Raw genomic sequence first — 14,489 nt, 5'->3', positions numbered from 1 at the left:
ACAAAGGTTTAAAAATCAACAAATAATCCCACAAAAAACAGCCGCTTCAATGAAGCGACTGTTTGTATTTTTATTGTAAAGAGATTAGTCTTTAAGAACTTTTTGAGAAACCGGTTGGTTATTTACTGTACCTGTTACGATATAGTTTCCTTTTACCAGTTCAGCAACGCTTACAGTTCCGTTTTGTTTTACAGAAGCTTCTTTTACAAGCTGTCCGAACGTATTGAAAACTTTTACGTCTTTTACATCAGATCCGAAAACAATCTCGTTATTTTTAACGAAAGAGTTTTTTACAAAACTTCCTGCTTTTTTGTTCTTAACATCAACAACTGCTAAAGTTGCATTACTTGAATTCTGAGGAGTAGGCGTTCCCCCAGTGAAATCTACAGAATTGTTATTTGTATCTCCCGCAAGCCTTGCAATTGAGGTTGTGTTTGATGGTGCAGGAGCAGGACCCGTTCCCTCAAAATAACTCGCTGTTGTTCCATATCCTAAAAAGTCAATGACATTTGCACTTGTAGCAGCAGTAGGTGCTGTATTATCAGAAGTCAAAGCAAGTTTACCCGCACTTCCTGATAAATTGATCGTTCCAATAGCATCGGGAGTAGGAAGATCACCACCAGCAGTACCGACACTTCCTTCCTGAAGAAGATAAGTCTGTCCAGGAGCTAAAGTAATACTTGGTAGTGCATGATTACTGTTACCTCCATTGAAAGTTCCTGCTGCAGATGCATATTGTAAATAAGCCCCTGTTAAAGTAACTGTTGTTGATCCAATATTCTTTAATTCTACAAAATCATATTTGTATAGAATGGAAGCTGTACTTCCTCCACCAGCACCATAAATTTCATTAATTACGATTTGGGCATTCATTAATGCAGTTGCCGAAACCAATCCTAAAATAGTAAAGATCTTTTCATAAATAATTTTTTTAATACATCGTAAAACTACAAAAAAAACGCTATTCAAATTGAACAGCGTTATATATTTAACAATAAGTTAATTAGCAATTTTACTTTTTAATAACTTTCTCTGAAACAGCTTTACCATTTACCGTTCCGGTTACAATGTAAGTTCCTTCTTTAAGGTCCGAAACATTCAATGATTGGTTTTCAGAAACAGTTGCTGTTTTGACAACCTGACCAGCAATATTGAAGATTTTAACATCAGATTTAGCTCCGAAAGTAATATCACTGTTTACAACTGTATTTTTAACGAAAACGTTTTTAGATATATTTAAGTTTGAAGTTCCTAATGTTGCAGAAGTTCCTACTATTTTCACATCATCAATTCTATAGTTTCCAGAATTATTTGCAACAGATGACCATCTAAGGCTTAACGTTGTTGCATTCTCTACCTGTACCGGCAATTGAATAGCTACTCCTCCGTTTACAAGAGCCCAACTGTTACCATTTTTGGTATAAGTGTAAGTTACATCGTTCCATGTAGAGCCATCTGTGCTCCACTGAAAATTAACATTCTGAGCAAAAGCAGTAGTTCCTCTTCCTCCCCAGATAATATTGATATTACTATACCCAACTGTTGATAAAGAATAAGTTAAAGTGTGAGTAGCTCCATTAGAACCGTTTCCAGCAAATAAAGCATTTGCACCCCCTGATGCTCCGGCATATGTACCAGATACAGAAGCTGTACTTCCATTCCATCCATTGGTAGTATTTGTACTTATCCAGCCTGCAGGTAATGTATTATTGGTAGTTCCGAAGTTTTCTGACAAAAGAGTTGTTTGTCCAAAGGCAGTAGCCGCCAACATAGCAACCGCTACGAACGAATAAAGTTTTTTCATGATTTAAGATTTTCTGTTATTAATAATTTCGAGGGCTAAATTACTATGATTTTTTATGACTTCACAATATTTGCATTAAATTTCTGTTAATAATTCTAAACCTCTTAGTATTAACATTTTTTAGCTATTTTTACGAATTATTTTTGAGGACTTGCGGAATTTTACTCTTGTAATCATTTTTTTCTTCTTAGGCATATTTTCAGGAAATGCTCAGGTATTCTCGTGGAAAAATCCCAACATCCCCGAAGACAGCATAAAAAGAGACAGTATTCTTGCCGCCAGACTTGAGCAGGATATCTTTGCAAAAGATACCCTTGATTTCATAAGAACACACAATAAAATTGTTATTGATGAAGCTGTACTGGCAAAAAATGATAAAAAAAGATTTTTAGGTGAGCTTAATTCGAAGGGTTCCATTATCCGTGGGATTACTTTTGGAAATAACCAGGGGCAATCTGTACAAAGTTCTATGGATCTGCAGATCTCAGGACGACTATCCAAAGATGTTACCATTTTAGCAAGTATTTCAGACCATAATCTTCCTATTCAGGCGGATGGTTATACCCAGACTTTGGAGGAGTTTGACAAGATCTATATGCAGCTTAACATCAAGGAAAAGTCTATCCTCAGGGCCGGGCATCTTGATCTTGTAGAAGCTAAAAATTATTTTGCCAAATACCAGAGAAGGAGTATGGGGCTTCAGTTCCAGACAGAATTTGGGAAGGAGAATAAAACATTAGTAGATATTTCTGCCGGTGTTGCACGAAGTGAATTTCACAGAATCCGTTTTCAGGGTGTTGAAGGTAACCAGGGACCTTATCGTCTGACAGGTAAGAATGGTGAACAGTTTATCACGTTGATCTCCGGTTCCGAGCAGGTTTTCATTGATGGGATTTTGATGAAACGAGGAGAAAACCAGGATTATATCATCAATTATAATACGGGTGAAGTTACTTTTACCAGTTTCCGTCCTATTTTCCAACAGAATTTCATTACGATTTCTTATAACTACGCCAATAGAAATTATTCAAGATATTTATTTACCGGAAAGGTTGAACACCAGAGAGAAAAATTCAAAGTGGGGCTTAACTGGTTCATGGAAAATGACAACAAGAATGCACCTCTTTCTTTAAATCTTTCCAAAGAGGATGAACAAATTCTTGCAGAAGCAGGCAATGATCCTAACCTGATGTATGCGCCGTCAGGAGTAGTGACGGAGTATGATGTCAATAAAATTTTATACAAATTAAACACCGCCGGAAACTTCTATGAATTCTCTACAGATTCCAGCTTAACACTGTATCAGGTTTCTTTTACTTATTTCGGAGCTAATCTGGGAGATTATAAAATAGCTCAGACGACTAACAACGGACGTGTTTTCGAATACGTAGGGCCTAATGCCGGAGATTACAGGGCGGTAAGAAAACTCCCTTCCCCACAAAAATCTCAGGTATACTCTCTAAACTCAGAATATCTATTGAATGAGGGAAAAATAGGAGCCGATATTTCCCTTAGCAATTATGATGTCAATTTATTTTCATCCAAAGATTCTAATCAGAATATGGGCTATGCATGGCGTATTTTCGGAAATAAAAGTTTTACAAAGAACGCATGGAAAGGAACGCCTAGTTTCGAATATCAATATATAGACAGACAGTTTCATATCCTTGACCGTATCAATGATGTGGAATTCTCAAGAGATTTCAACCTTGCGCAGGAATTTAATAAGAAGACTCAAAACAGATTTATTTTCAGTTTCCTCAATAAATGGAATAATAAATCTACTTTAAATTACCGTGTCAATTATCTGAATGAACAAAATTCTTACAAAGGGCTTAAAAACGATTTGGATTTTGGCTGGATCACAGGAAAATTCTTTACGAAAGGGAATTTATCCTTTCTGAACACCAATGCTACTCTTCAGGATACTAAATTCATCCGTGGTGGAGTTTCAACTGAATTTACGGGTAAAAAAGGAAGCTGGGCAATTGGTGGAAGCATGGAGCACAATGAGAAAAAATACAACGACACTCAGCTTATGGATGTCACAAGTTTCAGCTGGAAAGAAATATTTTTGCAAAAGAAAATCGGTGACAGTACAAGAACAAAGTTATTGGCTAAAGTATACATGAGGGATAATGACTCTGTGCGTGATAACAGGCTTCAGAACATGAACAATATTTTGGGATTCATGGCAGAAAGCCAGATCATCAAAACGGAAAGAACTACTTTAAATGCTTTAATCCATTACAGAAAATTTTTCTACTCCGGAGCTGAAGGTGATGTAACCAGAAATAATGACTTTGTGGTTGGAAATATCTTATACAATCAACAGCTTTTCAGAAACGGAATGCGTCTTCAGGCTTTTTATGAACTTGGAAATGGTCAGGAAGCACAGAGAGAATTCCAATACATTAAAGTAACTGATGGGCAGGGTGTGTACAAATGGACGGATTATAACGGAGACGGTGTTCAGCAGCTGGATGAATTTGAAATTGCTGAATATTCCGATCTTGCGCAATATATTCGTGTGTATACGAATTCTGTAAGATATATCCCTTCCAATAAAAATAAATTACAGTTGGCTTTATTTGTCAATCCAGCCATTGTTTTCAACTCAGAGAATGGATTTTTAAAGCGTTGGAATTTCAATATTTCATTGAATTCCCAAAACTCATTCTATAAAAAAGATAAAGTACTTGTTTTGAATCCTTTTGAAAAGAACAGTGATCAGATCCTTAAAAATCAAAATATCCTGGCTTCTGTACAGTTCAATCCCACTGACAAATCAGGTTGGAACGGAAACTACAGATTCATCACCAACGATAACCTTATCAATGCCAATTTCAGTAATGAAGAACGTGAGCAGACCTCTCATTTCCTAAATGTAGGATATTGGTTCAATAAAGAGTTCAGGGTAGATTGGGAAAATTCTGTTCATGATATCAAAAACTCTTCACAATTATTTGGAACGAGAGATTACCGTCTTAATAATTTTGAAACAAAGCCTAAGGCAACTTATAAATTTACAGATGCCATCCAGGCTGAATTGTCTTCGGCTTTCCGTCAGAAACAAAGACTGGATGGTGAGGAACTTCTTAAAGCGTTTGATGTTACAGGAACTATTCAATGGGAGCGTAGAAAAACATCAATCCGTGGAAATTTCTCATTCATCAGCAACAATTTCACCGGAAACAATTTCAGCATTGTAGGAAACCAGATGCTGGATGGTCTGAAACCAGGGAAAAACCAGGTATGGAGTGTATTCATCCAACAGGCGATCAACTCATTTATTCAGCTGAATCTTAATTACGAAGGAAGAAATTCTGGTGACAGAACGATTCATATCGGAAGTATGCAGGTGAAGGCAAGTTTCTAAAATCAACGGTTATTATTTACATAAAAATCCCCAATAGTGATATTGGGGATTCTTATTGGTTATCAGTTTAATTTTATCTTTTAATAATTTTCAGTGACTGTGATCCTTTTTCTGCATTTACTTTTAAGATATAAACTCCTGCAGGTGCACGTCTCATATCTACAGATCCTTTTTCAGCATTGATTGTTTCGCTAAGAATTCTTTGTCCAGAAGCATTGTATACTTCCACCTCTTTGATTCTACTGTCATTATTGATATAAATATAGTCTACAACCGGGTTCGGATAAACATTTATGCTATTCTTTTTCGCAGATTCATTAACAGCTAGTATAGCAGCTGTAAACTCAAAGCTTCCAAGATCCGGTGTTAAAACATTTCTGATAGTACCACCAGCATCCAATGTCACTTCAGCCACCGGAGTTCCTTTATTATCAAGAGCTGCATTTCCCGTCGCAGACAAATGGAAATCAGTAGCTGAAACAAATACCGGCAGAAGATTCAGCGAGTTTACATTTCCTCCAAATCCAGCCTGAATATCCGCAAGTGTAGCTTTCGCCAAACCTCCGATATATCCCAGATTCGTGCCTGAAGAATAAAAGTTGTTGAAATTAATAGTTGAAAAAACCGTACTGGCTGCTCCGGCATAAATAGCATATTTATCCCCTGCCTGGGTCTGTGTATTGACAAAAAGATTATTTCTTACATCAATACCCCCCAAACCGGTTACTCCATTGGTGATATTTAAAGCAGCCGGTCTTCCTGCAATAGTCTGACTTACGTCCATCACCACGGTATTATAGTATATTTTATATCCTCCTCCGGCAACAATGACAAGACCATTTCCGTTGTCATTCACTCCTCCGGTTGTAGCATATCCATAACCCGCTACACCACTCACAATATTATTGGCAACTAATGTATTGGAGGTAAGGCTTGTTGATGCCAGATGAATTCCCTGTGCTCCATATCCTAATGTGTTGGTATTTTTTATGCCATTAATTTTATTATTATCTATAATTAATCCGGATGTTGCTGCTCCTGCATAAATCCCCGCAAAAACACCTCCTGTACCACTGGAAGTAAAATTGGAAATTGTGTTCGCTCTTACAATAATATTAGCTGTTGGTGATGCTCCTGTATTCCCTGAGGTAACGGTTATTCCCGATGCTCCTCCTGAAGAAGTACCTGCATATCCGAGATTGGTAATAGTATTGGAAATAACAGAACAGTTAATCGTTGAAGTTGCCAGCCAGACTCCTCTTTTGATCTCAGCATTGGCTGTTTCAAAGTTTCCAATTGTATTATTGCTTACTGTCACTCCATCAGCACCCTGTACATAGATCCCGCCAAGGCGTATAGCATCTGCACCTGAAGCCGATAAATCATTTCCCGTCACCAATGTATTCGCTCCATTACCAGCACCCGTGGCAGCAAATAAATACATTCCCATATAAGCTTTCTTCACAGAATTATTCTGAATAGTAACATTATTGAAGAAACCTCCTGTAGGAGTGGTATTTCCATCATACATTACAAATGCTGAGGAAGTATTGATACCATTTACAATATTCAGGTTTTTAACCATAATATTAGTGTTTGCTGCAGCTGCAGAAGTTGCAATAAATGTAAGTACCTGCGGTGCTGTAACAGAAATGTTGGTAAGGGTAAGGTCTTTTGTTGTTCCTGAAGCAGCATTGCTTCCATCCAGAGTAATGTTACTCCCTAGTATTCTCACTAAAGGCGCACTGGCAATATCACCTGAAATAGTAGCTGTAACTCCTACTGCCGGTTTAATCACAACAGAAGTATAACTTGTTGCTCCACCGCTTGCATTTAGGCTTGCCGTTGCTGTTTCTGTAGTGTTGGCTGTGATACTGATTGAAATGGCTCCCTGATGTGTTCCTGCATTAATAGCATCGAATGCTCCCTTTAATGTAGTGTAAGTTCCTGTAGCTGTTCCTGCTGTAGCAGAGATATTCACTTGTGAATAAAAATTTGATGAAACCAAAATTACCATCAAACAAAATAGAATTTTTCTCATGACATTAATTTTTATTATACTAAATATAGAGAATAATTTTCAATAATAACCACAAATCATTGAAAATAAAACATATATATCAAATTAAAACTAAACAAAATATCATAAAATCCCTTAAATAAACAAACACAAATAAAACATGATACCCTATTTTAATTTAAAAAAATTGTTTTTTCAGAATTTCGTAAATTTGCACCATGATAAAAATAGGCAACATAGAACTGCCGGAATTTCCACTTTTGTTGGCTCCGATGGAAGATGTAAGTGATCCTCCGTTCAGACGTTTATGTAAAATGCATGGCGCAGATTTAATGTATTCGGAATTTATTTCTTCCGAAGGGTTGATTCGTGATGCTATCAAAAGCCGTAAAAAGCTTGATATTTTCGATTATGAAAGACCTGTTGGTATCCAGATTTTCGGTGGAGACGAAGAAGCAATGGCTATGTCCGCAAGAATTGTGGAAACGGTAAATCCCGATCTGGTAGATATCAATTTTGGATGTCCTGTAAAAAAAGTTGTCTGCAAAGGAGCCGGAGCAGGTGTTTTGAAAGATATTGACCTAATGGTTCGTCTTACAAAAGCCGTTGTGAGCTCTACTCATCTGCCTGTAACTGTTAAAACCCGTTTAGGATGGGACAGTCACACCATTAATATTGACGAAGTAGCGGAACGCCTGCAGGAAACAGGGATCAAAGCTTTGACTATCCATGCCAGAACCCGGGCTCAAATGTACAAAGGTGAAGCAGATTGGGAGCATATTTCCAGAATCAAACAAAATCCCAATATTGAGATTCCAATTTTCGGAAATGGCGATATAGATTCTGCTGAAAAGGCATTAGAATACAAACAAAAATATGCCTGTGACGGAATTATGATAGGACGTGCTGCTATTGGTTATCCATGGATATTTAATGAAATTAAACATTTCTTTAAAACAGGAGAACATTTACCTGAACCTACCATATCAGACCGATTACTGGCTGTTCGGCAACATGCAGAATGGAGCGTAGAATGGAAAGGTGAAAGGTTAGGATTGGTAGAAATGAGACAGCATTACAGCAACTATTTCAGAGGAATCCCTCACTTTAAAGAATTCAGAAAAAAATTCCTGGAAGTTTTCACTCTGGAAGAGATGAACAGTTTAATTCAGGAAACGCAACAATTCTACGAAGAATATCAGGCACAGATATAAAACAAAAACCATCAGCAAAACTGATGGTTTTTTATTATTTAAAATTTAATTAATATCCTTCGGATGAAGATTTGTTTTCAATCAGAGCTAATGCTGAAGAGGTTCCGATTCTTTTTACTCCCATGCTGATCATTTTCTCAGCATCTTCGGGAGTTTTTACACCACCTGCTGCTTTTACAGGAAGTTTTCCTGCATTATTAAGCATGATTGTTATCCCTTCAAAGGTGGCCCCGTTAGGCTTGCCATCAGTAGTTTCATAAAACCCTGTTGAAGATTTAACAAAAATTTTCGGCAGGTCATTTTCAGAAAAACTCTCTTCTGCCCAGGTAGAAATATTCTTAGTAAGATCTGCAATTTGTTCTTTAGTCAAAGCAGCAATTTCTATAATCCATTTTACTACTTTGTGATGTTCAAGAGATAATCTTGTACATTGTACAAATTCTTCTTTTACCAATGCTATATCTCCTTGTAAATAAGCGGTATAATTAATAACAAAATCCAGTTCATCTGCGCCGTCTTCTATTGCTTTTGATGCTTCTGCAAGCTTCTCTTCAATAGAATATGTACCTTCGTGAAAGCCTATCACAGTTCCTACTGCAACATTTGAATTTTTTTCCTGAATATATTTCTTAACTTCAGATACGTAATCGGGACGAATCATCACTGCAAAAATACCTTTATCTATTGCTTCCTGAGCTAGTTCTTTATCTTTTTGAAGTGTTTCTTCATGGGAAATACCTGACTGTTCGGGTGTTTTCAGGTAGGTTGAATCCAAATATTGGGCTATGTTCATATCGTTATACTTTCAATTGTCTGTAAATACCTTGTTCCAAAGATATAAAAGTTTCTGTTCTTGTTACTCCTTTCAGCTTCTGAAGCTTATTAAGAATCTGCATTAAATGATCATTATCTTTACAAAGAACTTTCAGGAATATTGTATAATTTCCTGTAGTATAATGGGCTTCCACTACTTCATTAATGTCATGTAAAGATTTTACTACGTCCGGATAATGGCTTGGCTGATCCAGAAATACACCGATGTAGGAAATCACCTTATATCCTATCTTTTTAGGATTAAGAAATGATATTGAATTTTCAATAACTCCTGCATGTTCGAGTTTTTTGATTCTTTGATGCACTGCAGTGGTAGAAATACCAACATTTTTGGAAATGTGGGCTAAAGAAGTTTTAGCATTATCCATCAACATGTAGATAATTTCTTTGTCAATAGAATCTAAATGATAGCTTGTGTTGCTCGAATTTTTCATTTTCTACTTTTTTATTATTTATGTTTTTTACTGTAAATTTTTAAATTTTACAAAAACCGGAAAGTGATCACTATATCCTCCTAAATACCGCGTACCAGCATATGTTCGGAAAGGTCTTCCTTCAAAATTTCTGGTTCTGCTGCGGATTTTTTCAGAATTAAATACATGGGCATCCTGAAAAGCCAGCGTCTTATTATCAAGCAAAGATCTTGACATAATGATCTGATCATACAACAATCCAGATTTATAATGAAAAGTAGAATAATTTCTTGTAGAAAACAATTTCTGAAAAGGGTTCATTAAAACCTTCTCATGATCATTGTCATAGAGAATCTGTACTAAATTTTCATCATCGGGGTTTTCGTTAAAATCACCACACAATATGACATGCTCTTCATTAGCATTTACAATTTTCATAATCCGTTCCCGGACCTCATTCAATATAAAGGCTCTTTTAGGTTTATTAATATCTTTTTCTCGCTTAGAGGGAAGGTGGGCGATAAAGACATTAATAATTTCCCCTTTATATTTTATTTTTGAAAAAAGTACGTCTCTTGTTGTGTCGTAATTTCCTGTGTTTTTATTTTCTATTTCAAAAAAGAAAGTAATGGTTTCAGAATCTATTACCTCTACTTTATTTTTATCATATAACATTGCTACATCCACTTTTCTTTCATCCATAGAATTGTAATGTACAATTCCATACTGCGAATTAAAGGGCTCCATCTCCACGAGATCTTCCAAAACTTTTCTTCCGGAAACTTCAGATAATCCAATCATAAATGGTAATACACCATTATCTTCTTTCATTAACTGAAATACGTGTGAGATTTTAAAAAGCTTGTTTTTATATCTCTTTTCATCCCAATTCCTCAGTCCTGACCGGGTAGGATCTAATTTGTGGACAGGTTTCGGATCGGGTAAAAATAAATTTTCGACATTATAAAAAGAGAACAGTTCCATCTACCTAATTTCTATACTTTTAATTTATTATGTTCTTTTCTTTAGGGTCTCAAATTTATATTTTTTTTCATACATGTCAGATTCACTCCCATAGAAGCAAATCAATTTCCAACAAAAAACAATTCAAATATAGTAAAAAATACTAATGAAATCAGTTGTATTGAATTAATTTTTCAATTATTTGAGAGTTTTACAACATTAGTCAAAATTGAGACAATAATCAAAATCGAGAATAATCGAGATAAAACTTCAATTTAAAATCAAAAACATTAATATCTTCCACATATGTTAGACCTATAACAAATATTATTCCATTTACCCTAATGATAAATGGAATTAAATAAAGCTCTCTATTTTGGGGTTACAATAAATCGGGACGCTTTTCTCTGGTGATTCTTACCGCCTCATCATGACGCCATTCTTCAATCTTTCCCAAATTTCCACTCAATAAAATTTTAGGAACATCTAATCCTTTATAACTTTCAGGTCTGGTATAAATGGGTGGTGAAAGAAGATCATCTTGAAAGCTATCTGTCAAAGCACTCTGCTCATCATTCAAAACTCCGGGAAGCAGTCTTATCACAGAATCTGCAAGAACGCAAGCCGCCAGCTCACCTCCTGTAAGAACGTAGTCTCCAATCGAAATTTCTTTTGTGATATGAAGATCTCTTACTCTTTGGTCTATTCCTTTGTAATGCCCACAAAGAAAAATCAAATTCTCTTTTATAGAAAGGGTATTGGCTATTTTCTGATTTAAGGTAATGCCATCCGGTGTCAGATAGATTACTTCATCATAATTTCTTTGGGACTTAAGCTCTGAGATGCATTTATCCAGCGGCTCTATCATCATTACCATTCCTGCTCCACCTCCGTAGGGTTCATCATCAACCTGTCTGTGCTTATTGATAGCCCAGTTTCTCAACTGATGAAAATGTACTTCTGCCAGTCCTTTATCCATTGCTCTTTTTAAAATAGAAGCTTGGAACGGACTTTCCATCAATTCCGGAAGTACGCTTATTATGTCAATTCTCATTGTAATGTTCCGTTTTTCTTAGTAGGTATAATAATTAATCTTAAAGAAGAATCTTTATTGATATAGCTCCACATCCAGTTGAAGAATATGGCCAGCTTATTTCTAACGCTCAAAATTAGCATTAAATGGAGAAACATCCAGAAATACCACGCCAAAAATCCCTGGAATTTTATAAATGGTAGATCAACAACGGCTCTGTGCTTCCCAATAGTTGCTAATGAACCTTTATCATTATACTCATATTCAGCCCATTCACTCTGATTTTTCTTTAATAAATTTCTACCTAAATTTTTTGCCTGATTAATGGCCACATTGGCTACCTGAGGATGTCCTTGTGGATATTTTGGTGTTTCCATGTAGGCAATATCCCCGATGGCATAAATATTATCGTAGCCTTGTATTTTATTATATCGATCTACAATATATCTGTTTCGTACTAATTTGTCTTCCGGAAAACCTCCCACAACATTTCCTGTAACGCCAGCTGCCCAGATGACATTATTGGATGGAATTTCTTTACCGCTTTTCAAATGAACTTTATCTCCGTCATAATCCGTAACTACTTCTCCGCTCATAAAAGTTACCCCAAGGTCTTTAAGGTATTTTTCAGATTTCTCCTGAGCCTCACTGCTCATTACAGCAAGTGGTTTTTCCGTAGAACTTACTAAAATAATCTTCAGATGGTCAAAATTCATGTATGGATAATCTCTTGGAAGGATATCTTTTTTCATTTCAGCAAAAGCACCTGCCAGCTCTACTCCGGTAGGTCCGCTTCCCACGATAACGATATTCCAGTTTCCGTCATCACTTCGGCTTTTTTCAATGATCAGCTTTTCAAAGGTCATCAGGACATGATTTCTGATGCTGATGGCTTCCTGAGTATTTTTCATCCCGAAAGCTTTTCCTTCCAGATCTTTATTTCCGAAAAAGTTAGTTTTACAGCCCGTAGCAATAATGAGTTTATCATAAGTAAATTCTGCTTCGTCAGTAATGACTTTATTGTTGGCAGGGTCTATTTCTTTGACCTCCGTCATACGGAACTGTGTGTTTCTGGATTGTTGAAAAATCTTTCTGAAAGGGAAAGAAATGTTGGAAGGTTCTATCCTTCCTGAGGCTACCTGATAAAAAAGCGGCTGAAACATATGATGATTCATCCGATCCAGAACAATGACCTTTTTGTTCTTGTTATTCAATGTTTTTGCAAGCTGCAGCCCCGCAAATCCTCCTCCAATAATGATGATTTTTTCGCGTGTTTCCATAATACACAAATTTACTGATTTTATTTTAGCATTTCGTAGTGAAAAAGTTAGTTTGCAAAACTTTATGACACCTAAAAAGTACACCAAAAAAACTGCCAAACAAATCCACAAAACAAGACGGAAGAACTATTTTTTCCGAAGATGGGTAATATTGGCTATATTAATCATAGCATTGGTGGGGACAGGCCTTTATCTGAAGCAGTCCGTAAGCTACTATTATGCGTTGTACTTTAATAAATTCAGACACAAAAAACTTCATAACACCGAAAAGGAATCTTTAAGAATCCAGAGAATATTAAGCAGTAATCTTGATAAAACTTATGGTTTTGATATTTCTCATTATCAAAACAGAGAAGACATCAAATGGGACAGCTTAAGCATTGGTAATAAAACTATTCCGCTGGAGTTTGTAGTGATGCGTGCTACTATGGGAAACCGGAGTGCCGACAAGCATTTTGATGAGTTTTGGGAAAGTGCTAAAAAGCACGATCTTATTCGGGGTGCCTACCATTTCTACAGAGCAGATGAAGATCCTGTCATTCAGGCAAATAATTTTCTGGAGAATGTAAAACTGGAAAGCGGTGACCTTCCTCCTATTCTTGATATTGAAAAAATACCAAAGCGTAAAACCAATAAAAAATTAATTGAAGATCTGAAAGTATGGTGTAAAATTGTGGAGGAAACTTATGGTGAGAAACCTATCATTTATACCTATTATCATTATTATAAAGATTTCCTGAAAAGCGAGTTTGAAGGCTATCCTTTATGGCTGGCCAATTACAATGATGTACCAACCCCTTCTCCCGATGACCAGTGGGATTTCTGGCAGTTTACAGAAAACGGAATTGTTCATGGCATCAATACCAAAGTGGATCTTGATATTTACAATGGTAATTCCTGGTCATTGAAGAGACTTACACTGGATTAGGGAAAAGAAAGGGTGATGGAAGTTGATGCAATCACATTAATAGCTTCCAGTCTCCAGCTTCCTCCTTCCAGCTTTTAAAGAATATTCATCACTTCTTCCCACGAATGCACTCTTTCGTACGATTCATTTTCGATAAATTCATTGTGAGGCTGAGTGAATATAAGTCTCTGTCCGTTAAAATGGTCTAAGTTTTTAGGATAATCATCAATCATCACATCTCCTGCCACAACTTTTTTACTTCCGCAAAGAACAATCTGCTCCCAGGTAATGAATGGAAAATGTTCTGCCAGCCAGTCATATTTTTCTCTTAAGCTGTTCGGAAACTCCATTCCTGCGGATACAATATAAAGATCATATTTATTATTCAGATATTCCATGGCCTCACGGCTTCCTTTCATCAGAGGTAAAGTTCTGAAAAATCCCACCTCATTCACATGTTTTTTTCCGTTGGGAAAAGATTCTATTTCAGGCTTTCCTGCCAAATCACTGATTTCAATTTCTCTTCCTGTATCTCTTTTTTCAAATTGTACCAGCTGATGATATACATCCGCCATTACCCCATCCATGTCGACAATAACTTTTTTCATTACTTCAATCAGATTTTTGTATTAATATTTATAC

General features: G+C 36.1%; 12 protein-coding genes. 3 read left to right on the top strand and 9 right to left on the bottom strand.

The window, feature by feature from the left end; genetic code table 11:
• Positions 1 to 84: 84 nt before the first annotated feature.
• Both BOQ62_RS06490 and BOQ62_RS06485 read right to left on the bottom strand, forming a co-directional pair.
• Positions 85 to 969: a lamin tail domain-containing protein gene (locus BOQ62_RS06490; protein WP_228413770.1), complete on the bottom strand. Its 885-nt coding sequence runs from the start codon at positions 967 to 969 to the stop codon at positions 85 to 87.
• 43 nt (positions 970 to 1,012) lie between these two features.
• Positions 1,013 to 1,804: a T9SS type A sorting domain-containing protein gene (locus BOQ62_RS06485; protein WP_129038082.1), complete on the bottom strand. Its 792-nt coding sequence runs from the start codon at positions 1,802 to 1,804 to the stop codon at positions 1,013 to 1,015.
• Between the two features lie 151 nt (positions 1,805 to 1,955).
• Here BOQ62_RS06485 and BOQ62_RS06480 point away from each other — a divergent pair, with 151 nt between their 5' ends.
• A complete protein-coding gene (locus BOQ62_RS06480; RefSeq protein WP_129038080.1) occupies positions 1,956 to 5,183 on the top strand; it encodes a hypothetical protein in 3,228 nt (1,075 codons plus the stop codon).
• A 73-nt stretch (positions 5,184 to 5,256) separates the two neighbouring features.
• Here the strand turns inward: BOQ62_RS06480 and BOQ62_RS06475 are convergent, their stop codons facing one another.
• Positions 5,257 to 7,224, bottom strand: a complete 1,968-nt coding sequence (locus tag BOQ62_RS06475; RefSeq protein ID WP_129038078.1) for a T9SS type A sorting domain-containing protein — start codon at positions 7,222 to 7,224, stop codon at positions 5,257 to 5,259.
• A gap of 197 nt (positions 7,225 to 7,421) precedes the next feature.
• Here BOQ62_RS06475 and dusB point away from each other — a divergent pair, with 197 nt between their 5' ends.
• Positions 7,422 to 8,417, top strand: coding sequence for a tRNA dihydrouridine synthase DusB (gene dusB, locus BOQ62_RS06470; protein WP_129038076.1), 996 nt, complete (start codon positions 7,422 to 7,424; stop codon positions 8,415 to 8,417).
• A 49-nt stretch (positions 8,418 to 8,466) separates the two neighbouring features.
• Here dusB and deoC read toward each other — a convergent pair whose 3' ends face one another.
• The 5 genes from deoC to BOQ62_RS06445 all read right to left on the bottom strand — a co-directional run bounded on the left by deoC (position 8,467) and on the right by BOQ62_RS06445 (position 12,940).
• On the bottom strand, positions 8,467 to 9,210 hold the full coding sequence (deoC, locus tag BOQ62_RS06465) for a deoxyribose-phosphate aldolase (RefSeq protein WP_129038074.1): 744 nt from the start codon (positions 9,208 to 9,210) through the stop codon (positions 8,467 to 8,469).
• A gap of 4 nt (positions 9,211 to 9,214) precedes the next feature.
• A complete protein-coding gene (locus tag BOQ62_RS06460; protein WP_047096673.1) occupies positions 9,215 to 9,685 on the bottom strand; it encodes an Lrp/AsnC ligand binding domain-containing protein in 471 nt (156 codons plus the stop codon).
• 27 nt (positions 9,686 to 9,712) lie between these two features.
• Positions 9,713 to 10,648, bottom strand: a complete 936-nt coding sequence (locus tag BOQ62_RS06455; protein ID WP_129038072.1) for an endonuclease/exonuclease/phosphatase family protein — start codon at positions 10,646 to 10,648, stop codon at positions 9,713 to 9,715.
• A 361-nt stretch (positions 10,649 to 11,009) separates the two neighbouring features.
• Positions 11,010 to 11,681 carry a tRNA (guanosine(37)-N1)-methyltransferase TrmD gene (trmD, locus tag BOQ62_RS06450; RefSeq protein ID WP_129038071.1) on the bottom strand — a complete coding sequence of 224 codons (672 nt, stop codon included), beginning with the start codon at positions 11,679 to 11,681 and terminating at the stop codon, positions 11,010 to 11,012.
• Positions 11,678 to 12,940, bottom strand: coding sequence for an NAD(P)/FAD-dependent oxidoreductase (locus tag BOQ62_RS06445; RefSeq protein WP_129038069.1), 1,263 nt, complete (start codon positions 12,938 to 12,940; stop codon positions 11,678 to 11,680). Before BOQ62_RS06445 ends, trmD begins: the two co-directional genes overlap by 4 nt.
• A 64-nt stretch (positions 12,941 to 13,004) precedes the next feature.
• Here BOQ62_RS06445 and BOQ62_RS06440 point away from each other — a divergent pair, with 64 nt between their 5' ends.
• Positions 13,005 to 13,868 carry a glycoside hydrolase family 25 protein gene (locus BOQ62_RS06440; protein WP_129038067.1) on the top strand — a complete coding sequence of 288 codons (864 nt, stop codon included), beginning with the start codon at positions 13,005 to 13,007 and terminating at the stop codon, positions 13,866 to 13,868.
• 74 nt (positions 13,869 to 13,942) lie between these two features.
• On the opposite strand, the gene BOQ62_RS06435 is transcribed toward BOQ62_RS06440, so the two are convergent.
• Positions 13,943 to 14,455, bottom strand: coding sequence for a 5' nucleotidase, NT5C type (locus BOQ62_RS06435; RefSeq protein WP_129038065.1), 513 nt, complete (start codon positions 14,453 to 14,455; stop codon positions 13,943 to 13,945).
• Positions 14,456 to 14,489 lie beyond the last annotated feature (34 nt).

The sequence above is a fragment of the Chryseobacterium sp. CH21 genome (assembly GCF_004119445.1).
Taxonomy (GTDB): domain Bacteria; phylum Bacteroidota; class Bacteroidia; order Flavobacteriales; family Weeksellaceae; genus Chryseobacterium.
This window is presented reverse-complemented; position numbering and strand designations above follow the sequence as displayed.